This is a genomic window from Planomonospora algeriensis (assembly GCF_977012225.1).
Genome location: NZ_CDRNDK010000330.1, coordinates 1 through 7,378, shown reverse-complemented (window position 1 = coordinate 7,378; position 7,378 = coordinate 1). Strand labels below are relative to the sequence as shown.

The window sequence follows — 7,378 nt, the reverse complement described above, 5'->3', positions numbered from 1 at the left end:
GGCGCCGCGGCCGCCGCCGTCGTGCGTCGGTACTTGCGCATCGTCTGTCGTCTCCGTTCGAGATCTGTGGGACCGCTCGCCGGCCGGGTCAGTAGGTGAAGCGCGACACGAGCGTGCGCATCCGGGCGGCCATGCCCGCCAGCTCGCTGACGGCCTCGGTGGTGCTGGCCACGCCCTGGCTGGCCATGTCGGTGGCGTCGGCGACGCCGTCGATGTTCGCGGCGATGTCGCTGGACCCGGTCGCGGCGTCGGCGACGCTGCGGCTCATCGTCTGGGTCGTCGCGGCCTGCTCCTCGATGGCGGCGGCCACGGTCTCCTGGTACTCGCTGACCTGGGCGATGACATCGGTGATCTCGCTGATGGCGGAGACCGCCGCGCCGGTGTCGGCCTGGATGGTCTGCACCCGGCGGCCGATGTCCTCGGTGGCCTTGGCGGTCTCCTGGGCGAGGTCCTTGACCTCCTGGGCCACGACGGCGAAGCCCTTGCCGGACTCGCCGGCGCGGGCGGCCTCGATGGTGGCGTTGAGGGCGAGCAGGTTGGTCTGCTGGGCGATCGAGGTGATGGTCTTGACGACGTCGCCGATCTCCGCGCTGGAGGCGCCGAGCTTGGCGATGGTGTCGTTCGCCGACTTGGCGATGTTCACCGCGCGGGTGGCCACGTTGGCGGCCTCGGCGGTGTTGCGGGAGATCTCCTGGATCGACGCGCCCATCTCCTCGGCGCCGGCGGCGACCGCCGCCACGTGCGCGCTGACCTGGTTGGCGGCGTCGGCCACGCCCTCGGCGCGGCCGGAGGCCTCACCGGCGCTGGAGCCCATCTGCGAGCTGATCGCCGCGAGCTCCTCGGCGGACGGCGGCCAGCGCCTCGGAGTTCTCGCCGAGCGCGCGGACGGCGTCGCGGGTGCTGGCGGTCGCGACGCCAGCGCCTCGGCCATCTCGCCCACCTCGTCGCGCTGCGCGGTCTCGACCTGGGCGGTGAGGTCGCCCCCGGCCAGGGCCTGGAGCACCTTGTGCATCCGCCGGAGCGGCTTGACGATCAGGCCGGAGATGTAGCGGCTGAGCGCGAGCGCGACGAACAGGCCGGCCACGAGGGCGGCGAGCATGAGGTTGCGCGCGGTGTCGTGCGCGGAGTGCGCCGCGGCCGCCGCGGAGGCGCCGCTGGTCTGCTCGTACTGCAGCAGCTCCTCCAGGGCCGCCATCGCGTTGGCGCTGGTGGTCTGCCCATCGCCGAGGAAGGCCTGCTGGAAGTCGGCCTCGGCGCCGGAGTCGGCGAGCGGGAGCAGGCGGTTCTCCAGGATGGTGCGGTAGGCCGTCCACCAGATGTCGAACCGGTCGACCAGCTCGCGCTGGGCGTCCTCGCTGACCGACGTGCGGTAGGTCTCCAGCGCCTCGGTCAGCTGCCCGTCGGCCTGCTCGATCCCGTCGAGGAAGGACTTGCGGGCCACCGGCCCGTCGGACAGGGCGAGGTTGGCGATGTTGTTCTGGACCTGCAGCGCCGCGGAGTTGATCTTCGAGAGCTGCGCGGACGGTTCCAGGTTGCCGCGGTAGATCTCCTCGACACGCTGGTCGACGCTGCCGAGCCCGGACAGGCCGACCGCGGCGACGACCGCCGCGACCGAGCAGCCCAGGGCCACGAGCAGCAGCAGCTTGCGTGAGATCGGCATGTTGGCGACGGTGCGCAGCATGGCCCTGCGTCGCGGCATGACCGCGGGCGGCGCGGTCTCCTGGTGCGTCCACCCGCCTGACGCGTGGTTCATCGACGCCACGTCCCTTCAAGAAAATCCCGGCCGCCGACGATGCCGGTGGCAGTCGGCCCATCGGGCGCGGAGCGCACAAGTTGAGGCTTTCTCATGTAAGGCGGGTTGCGGATCGGCAACGATCCGCCTTGTCCCCACGACCGGTCGCGACCGGCCGTGATCCGTCGTGACCCGCCCCGGGCGGCCGGGTGCTCAGGCGGCGGCGACGGACGGGTCCGGTTCCACCACGGCGAGCTTCACCTGGTTGCGGCCCGCCCGCTTGGCCTCGTACAGGGCCTCGTCGGCGGCGTGCAGCAGTTCCTCGGGGCTCTGCTTGCCGGTCAGCGACGCGACCCCCGAGCTGAACGTCACCGTCAGCGTCCGGCCCGCCGCCGGCATCCGCCCGGCCGCCACCCACGAGCGCAGCGCGTCCACCCGCTCCAGGGCCTGCTCGCCCGTCGCGCCGGGCAGCACGATGACGAACTCCTCGCCGCCGTAGCGGGCCACCACGTCGCCGGTCCGGATCCGGCCGCTCACCAGCTTGGCGAACCGGGCCAGCACCTGGTCGCCCGCCCCGTGCCCGTAGCGGTCGTTGATCTGCTTGAAGTGGTCGATGTCCAGCAGCGCCACGCTCAGCGGCGTCCCCTCGGCCGCCGCCAGCCGCATCTGCCGCTGCAGCGACTCCATCAGGAACCGGCGGTTGTGCAGCCCGGTCAGCGTGTCGCGCACCGCCTGCTCGGCCAGGTTCGCCCGGAGCGCCTCGATCGTGGCCACCTGCTCGTGGAGGCGGTCGTTGGTCTCCTGCAGCTCGCGCTGCTGGTCGTTGAGCGCGCTCACGTCCCGCGCCACGACCGCCCAGCCCACCGGCTCGCCCCGGCTGTCGCTCAGCGCGCTGACGCGCATGTCCAGGTCCACCGTGCGCTCCTGGGCGTCGGTGACGGTCAGGCTGACCTCCAGCCCGTCCTCCAGACGGTCCGCGATCGGCATCCCGCCCAGGACCGCCGTGATCGGGAGCCCCACCAGCCGGTCGGGCAGGTCCGGCGCCAACCGCCGCGCCAGGCGGTGGGCCGCCGGGTTGACGTCCAGGACGCGGCCGGAGCCGTCGGCCGTGACGACCACGTCGCTGATCATGTCGAAGAGGTGGGTGCGCGTCACCGGCACCAGCTCGAGCAGCGACAGCCGCGCCAGGGCCCAGTAGGTGAGGGCCGCGCTGGCGCAGAACCCGAGCGGGGCCACCGCCTGGAAGGGGGCCGCCTCGACCGCCCCGGTCACCGCCAGCAGGCTCGCGGCGCCGCCCAGCACGGAGGGGGTGTTCCCGAGCAGCACGAACCCGTGCAGCCGGCGCTGGGAGAGCGGGCCGTGCAGCCAGGCGCCGACCAGCCGCGCCGTGGCGGTGACGACCAGGGCGAGGTTGTAGGCGAGGTGCACCCAGAACAGGGGGCCGAAGCCGACCAGGATGTTCCCCGAGGCGTCCAGTCCGGTGGAGGCGACGACCAGCCGGTGCCAGGGATCGGTCAGGAGCACGATCGCGAAGAGCGCGGGTTCCGCGGAGAGCCGCAGCGCGGTCCGGCGCGAGAGCCGCCAGGTGCGGTCGACCACGGCCAGGGACTGGCACAGGTACGCCGAGGTCATGACGGACACCGCGATCATGGCGGCGGCCCCCGTCAGGGCGACCGTCTCCGGGACCGGGACCAGGCGGCCGAACAGGCCCGTGCCGGACCAGACCGCGACGCTCGCCGAGACGACCGCCACCGTGCCGACCGCGGGCGCCGAACGCCGGCGGCGCCAGGCGACGGCCGCCACGACGGAGGCCACCATCGTGGACAGCGAGAAGAGCAGGACGTAGACGACTCCCTCCATTCCTCTCATTCCTCCGACTCCCTGGTAACTCAGCGCGTGACAGACGTGCATCCCTCATCGGCGTGATCACGGACGGATCTGAGGGTTCCGGCTAAGCCCGGCGCGTTTCCGGCCGATCGAAGGCGTGGGATCTCTGTGGCCGCCACCCGCGTGGCCAGGGGTTTCCGCGATCCGTCCCCGAAGGTCAGGAGTCTCCCGCCGATGCCCGCGACCCATCTCCCCCGCCGGGGTGACCGCATCCGCGCGGCCCTCGTCCTCGGAACCCGGCCGGAGGCCATCAAGCTCGCCCCGGTCCTGCGCGCGATGAGCGCGTCCCCGCTGTTCGAACCCATGGTGATCTCCACCGGGCAGCACCGCGAGATGCTCGACCAGATGCTGCGGCGCCTGCGCATGGACAGCAGCCGCGACCTGGCCGTCATGCGCGACCGGCAGAAGCTGTCGGGCCTGACGGCCCGCCTGATCAGCGGCCTGGGCGAGGCCGTACGCGACGACAGGCCCGACGTGGTGGTCGTCCAGGGCGACACGACGACGGCGATGACCGGGGCCCTGGCCGCGTTCTACGAGGGCGTGCCCGTGGCGCACGTGGAGGCCGGGCTGCGCACCGGCGTCATCGGCAACCCCTTCCCCGAGGAGCTCAACCGCCGCCTGGTGGCGCCCATGGTGCGCTGGCACTTCGCGCCCACCGAGGGCTCGGCCGCGAACCTGCGGGCCGAGGGCGTGCCCGCGGGCGACGTCCAGGTCACCGGCAACACCGTCATCGACAACCTGCTGTGGGTGCTGGAGCGCGGCGAGGGCCGCTCGGCGTTCACCACCTCCCGCCGGCGGGTCCTGGTGACCCTGCACCGCAGGGAGAACCAGGGCGGCACCATGCACGGCATCGCCGAGGCGCTGGGAGACCTGGCCGGACGGCCCGACGTGGAGATCGTGCTCCCGCTGCACAAGAGCCCCGCCGTGCGGGAGGCGCTGCTGCCCGTCCTGGACGGCCTGCCGCACGTCAAACTGGTCGAGCCGCTGGACTACTTCGACTTCGCCGCCACCCTCGCCGCCTGCGACCTGGTCCTGACCGACTCCGGCGGCGTCCAGGAGGAGGCCCCGACGCTGGGCAAGCCGGTGCTGGTGCTGCGCACCACGACCGAGCGGCCCGAGGCGGTGGACGCCGGCGTCGCCCTGCTGGTGGGCACCGAGCCGGCGGACGTCATCGGCGCCGCCCGCCGCCTGCTCGACGACCGCGCCGCGTACGAGCGGATGGCGACCGCCGTCAACCCGTTCGGGGACGGGCGGGCCGCGGGGCGCATCGTCAACCGCCTCGCCCTCGACCTGGCCGGGCGGTCCACCGGATCCGGTGAGGACGGCCTGGCCGTCGCCTGACCCTCCCCCGGCCGAGCCGCGGCGCGCCCACCGGCGTCGCGGCTGTTCGGGTTTTCCTTTTTCCGCCCGCCGTACGGGCGGAAATCCTCAGGACCGTACGGCGGGGGCCGATGGGGGGATTCGCCAGGACGGCGTGCGCGGCCACCGAGCCGACCGGCCGAGCGTTCCATGCGAGCAGCGGAGGGGGCACCGCATTGCCCAGGGGAATCAGCCAGATGGCTGTTCCGATCGGCGTGGTTCTGATCGTCGTGATGATGGTCATCCCGTTGCCGACGGTCCTGCTCGACCTCCTCATCGCCGCGAACATCACCATCGCGCTGATCGTGGTCGTGGTGAGCATGAACGTGAAGCGGCCGCTGGAGTTCTCCTCCTTCCCCTCGCTGCTGCTGGTCCTGACGCTGTTCCGGCTGGCCCTGAACATCAGCGCGACCCGGCTGGTCCTGCTCGACGGGTTCGCCGGCAACGTCATCGAGGCGTTCGGCCACTTCGTCGTCGGCGGCTCCCTCATCGTCGGCATCGTGATCTTCACGATCCTGGTCATCATCCAGTTCATCGTCATCACCAAGGGCGCCGAGCGCGTCGCCGAGGTCGGCGCGCGCTTCACCCTCGACGCCATGCCCGGCAAGCAGATGGCCATCGACGCCGACCTCAACGCCGGCCTGATCGACGAGGCGGAGGCGCGCAAGCGCCGCCACGAGGTCACCGCCGAGGCCGACTTCTACGGCTCGATGGACGGCGGCTCGAAGTTCGTCAAGGGCGACGCCATCGCCGCCATCATCATCACCTTCATCAACCTCGTCGGCGGCTTCGCCGTGGGCGTGGTGCAGAAGGGCATGCCGGCCGGCGAGGCCATCGAGACCTACAGCCTGCTCAGCATCGGCGACGGCCTGGTCTCCCAGATCCCGGCCCTGCTGCTCTCGGTCGCCACCGGCCTCATGGTCGCCCGCGCCAGCGGCGAGGGCGACATGGGCAGCACGGTGACCGGCCAGCTCGGCGCGCAGAAGCGGGCCCTGCAGATCGGCGGCGGCGCCGCCCTGGCGCTGGCCCTGATCCCCGGCCTGCCCAAGCTGCCCTTCCTGCTCATCGGCGGCGGCGTGCTGTTCCTCGCCCAGCGGGTGCCCGCCGCGCCGGCCGAGCAGTCCGACGAGGAGAACCCCGCCGCGCTCGCCGGGCCGGCGCCCGACTCCCCCGAGTCCCTCATGGGGGAGATCCGGGTCGACCCGCTGGAGCTGGCCCTGGCCCCCGACCTCATCGACCTGGTCGACGCCGCCGGCGGCGACCTGCTCGACCGGGTCCGCGCGCTGCGCCGCAAGATCGCCCTGGAGACCGGCGTCATCATGCCGCCGGTGCACACCCGCGACGACCTGGACCTGCCCCTGTCGACGTACGTGGTCCGCGTCAACGGCGTGGAGGTCGCCCGCGGCCAGGCCCCGCCCGGCACCGTGCTGGCCATCGGCGACGGGCTGGACGGCCTGCCCGGCCGGGCCGGCCAGGAGCCGGTGTTCGGCCTGGAGGGCAAGTGGGTCCCCGCCGAGCTGCGCCACCAGGCGGAGCTCACCGGCGCCACCGTCGTCGACCGCGCCTCGGTCATCATCACCCACCTGTCGGAGATCGTCCGCGCCAACGCCAGCCGCCTGCTGGGCCGCGAGGACGTCCGCGCCCTGGTCGAGGTCGTACGGCGCACGCACCCGATCGTGGTGGAGGAGCTCACCCCGGCGCTGCTCAGCCTGGGCCAGATCCAGACGGTCCTGCAGGCGCTGCTCGACGAGGGCGTCTCCATCCGCGACCTGGTCCGCATCTTCGAGGCCCTGTCCCTGGCGGGCAAGAACACCTCCGACGCCGACGCGCTCTACGAGGCCGCCCGCTCCGCCCTCGGGCCGGCCATCGCCGCCCGGCACGCCGCCGACGGCGGGCTGCCGGTGCTGACGCTCGACCCGCGGCTGGAGCACGCGCTGCTGGAGTCGCTGCGGCCCACCGAGAGCGGCGTGCAGCTGATCCTCGACACCGCCCGCGCCGAGGCCGTGATCGGCCACGCCGCCCAGCTCTCGGAGGCCGCCGAGCAGCAGGGCATCAGCCCGGTGCTGGTCTGCTCGCCCCAGCTCCGGATGCCCCTGCGCCGCATGCTGAAGTTCGGCGCGCCCCGCCTGCCCCTCCTGTCCTATGCCGAGATCGCGGAATGCCCGTTCCGCGTGGAAACCCTGGGAGTCGTGACCGATGCCGAAGCGCTTGCTGCTTGAGGGATCCGACATCGAGGAGCTGCTGTCCCAGGTCCGCGATGAGCACGGGCCGGGCGTCTCCATCGTGTCGGCCGACCGCGTCCGCACCGGCGGGTTCGCCGGGTTCTTCGCCCGCCAGCGCTACGAGCTGACGGTCGAGGTGCCGGACCCGGCCGAGCGTCCCGCCGCCCCGGCCCCGGCG

Annotated in this window: 5 protein-coding genes; 3 read left to right on the top strand and 2 right to left on the bottom strand. The window is 73.0% G+C overall.

The features are described 5' to 3' along the window. Window positions 1–88: 88 nt before the first annotated feature. Together ACWJ6R_RS26395 and ACWJ6R_RS26390 are read right to left on the bottom strand one after the other, a co-directional pair. Window positions 89–1,753: a methyl-accepting chemotaxis protein gene (locus ACWJ6R_RS26395; protein ID WP_449064820.1), complete on the bottom strand. Its 1,665-nt coding sequence runs from the start codon at window positions 1,751–1,753 to the stop codon at window positions 89–91. A gap of 192 nt (window positions 1,754–1,945) precedes the next feature. Beyond that, complete coding sequence (locus tag ACWJ6R_RS26390) at window positions 1,946–3,601, bottom strand: histidine kinase N-terminal 7TM domain-containing diguanylate cyclase (RefSeq protein WP_449064819.1); 1,656 nt, start codon at window positions 3,599–3,601, stop codon at window positions 1,946–1,948. Between the two features lie 192 nt (window positions 3,602–3,793). Here ACWJ6R_RS26390 and wecB point away from each other — a divergent pair, with 192 nt between their 5' ends. The 3 genes from wecB to ACWJ6R_RS26375 form a co-directional block, all read left to right on the top strand. Continuing rightward, the gene (gene wecB / locus ACWJ6R_RS26385) at window positions 3,794–4,960 is read left to right on the top strand and encodes a non-hydrolyzing UDP-N-acetylglucosamine 2-epimerase (protein ID WP_449064818.1); all 1,167 of its coding nucleotides are present in this window, start codon (window positions 3,794–3,796) and stop codon (window positions 4,958–4,960) included. A 215-nt stretch (window positions 4,961–5,175) separates the two neighbouring features. Further along, complete coding sequence (gene flhA / locus ACWJ6R_RS26380; RefSeq protein WP_449064817.1) at window positions 5,176–7,197, top strand: flagellar biosynthesis protein FlhA; 2,022 nt, start codon at window positions 5,176–5,178, stop codon at window positions 7,195–7,197. Further along, window positions 7,187–7,378, top strand: a 192-nt coding sequence (locus tag ACWJ6R_RS26375; protein WP_449064816.1) for a hypothetical protein, incomplete at its 3' end; no start/stop codon positions are given. The genes flhA and ACWJ6R_RS26375, both read left to right, overlap by 11 nt.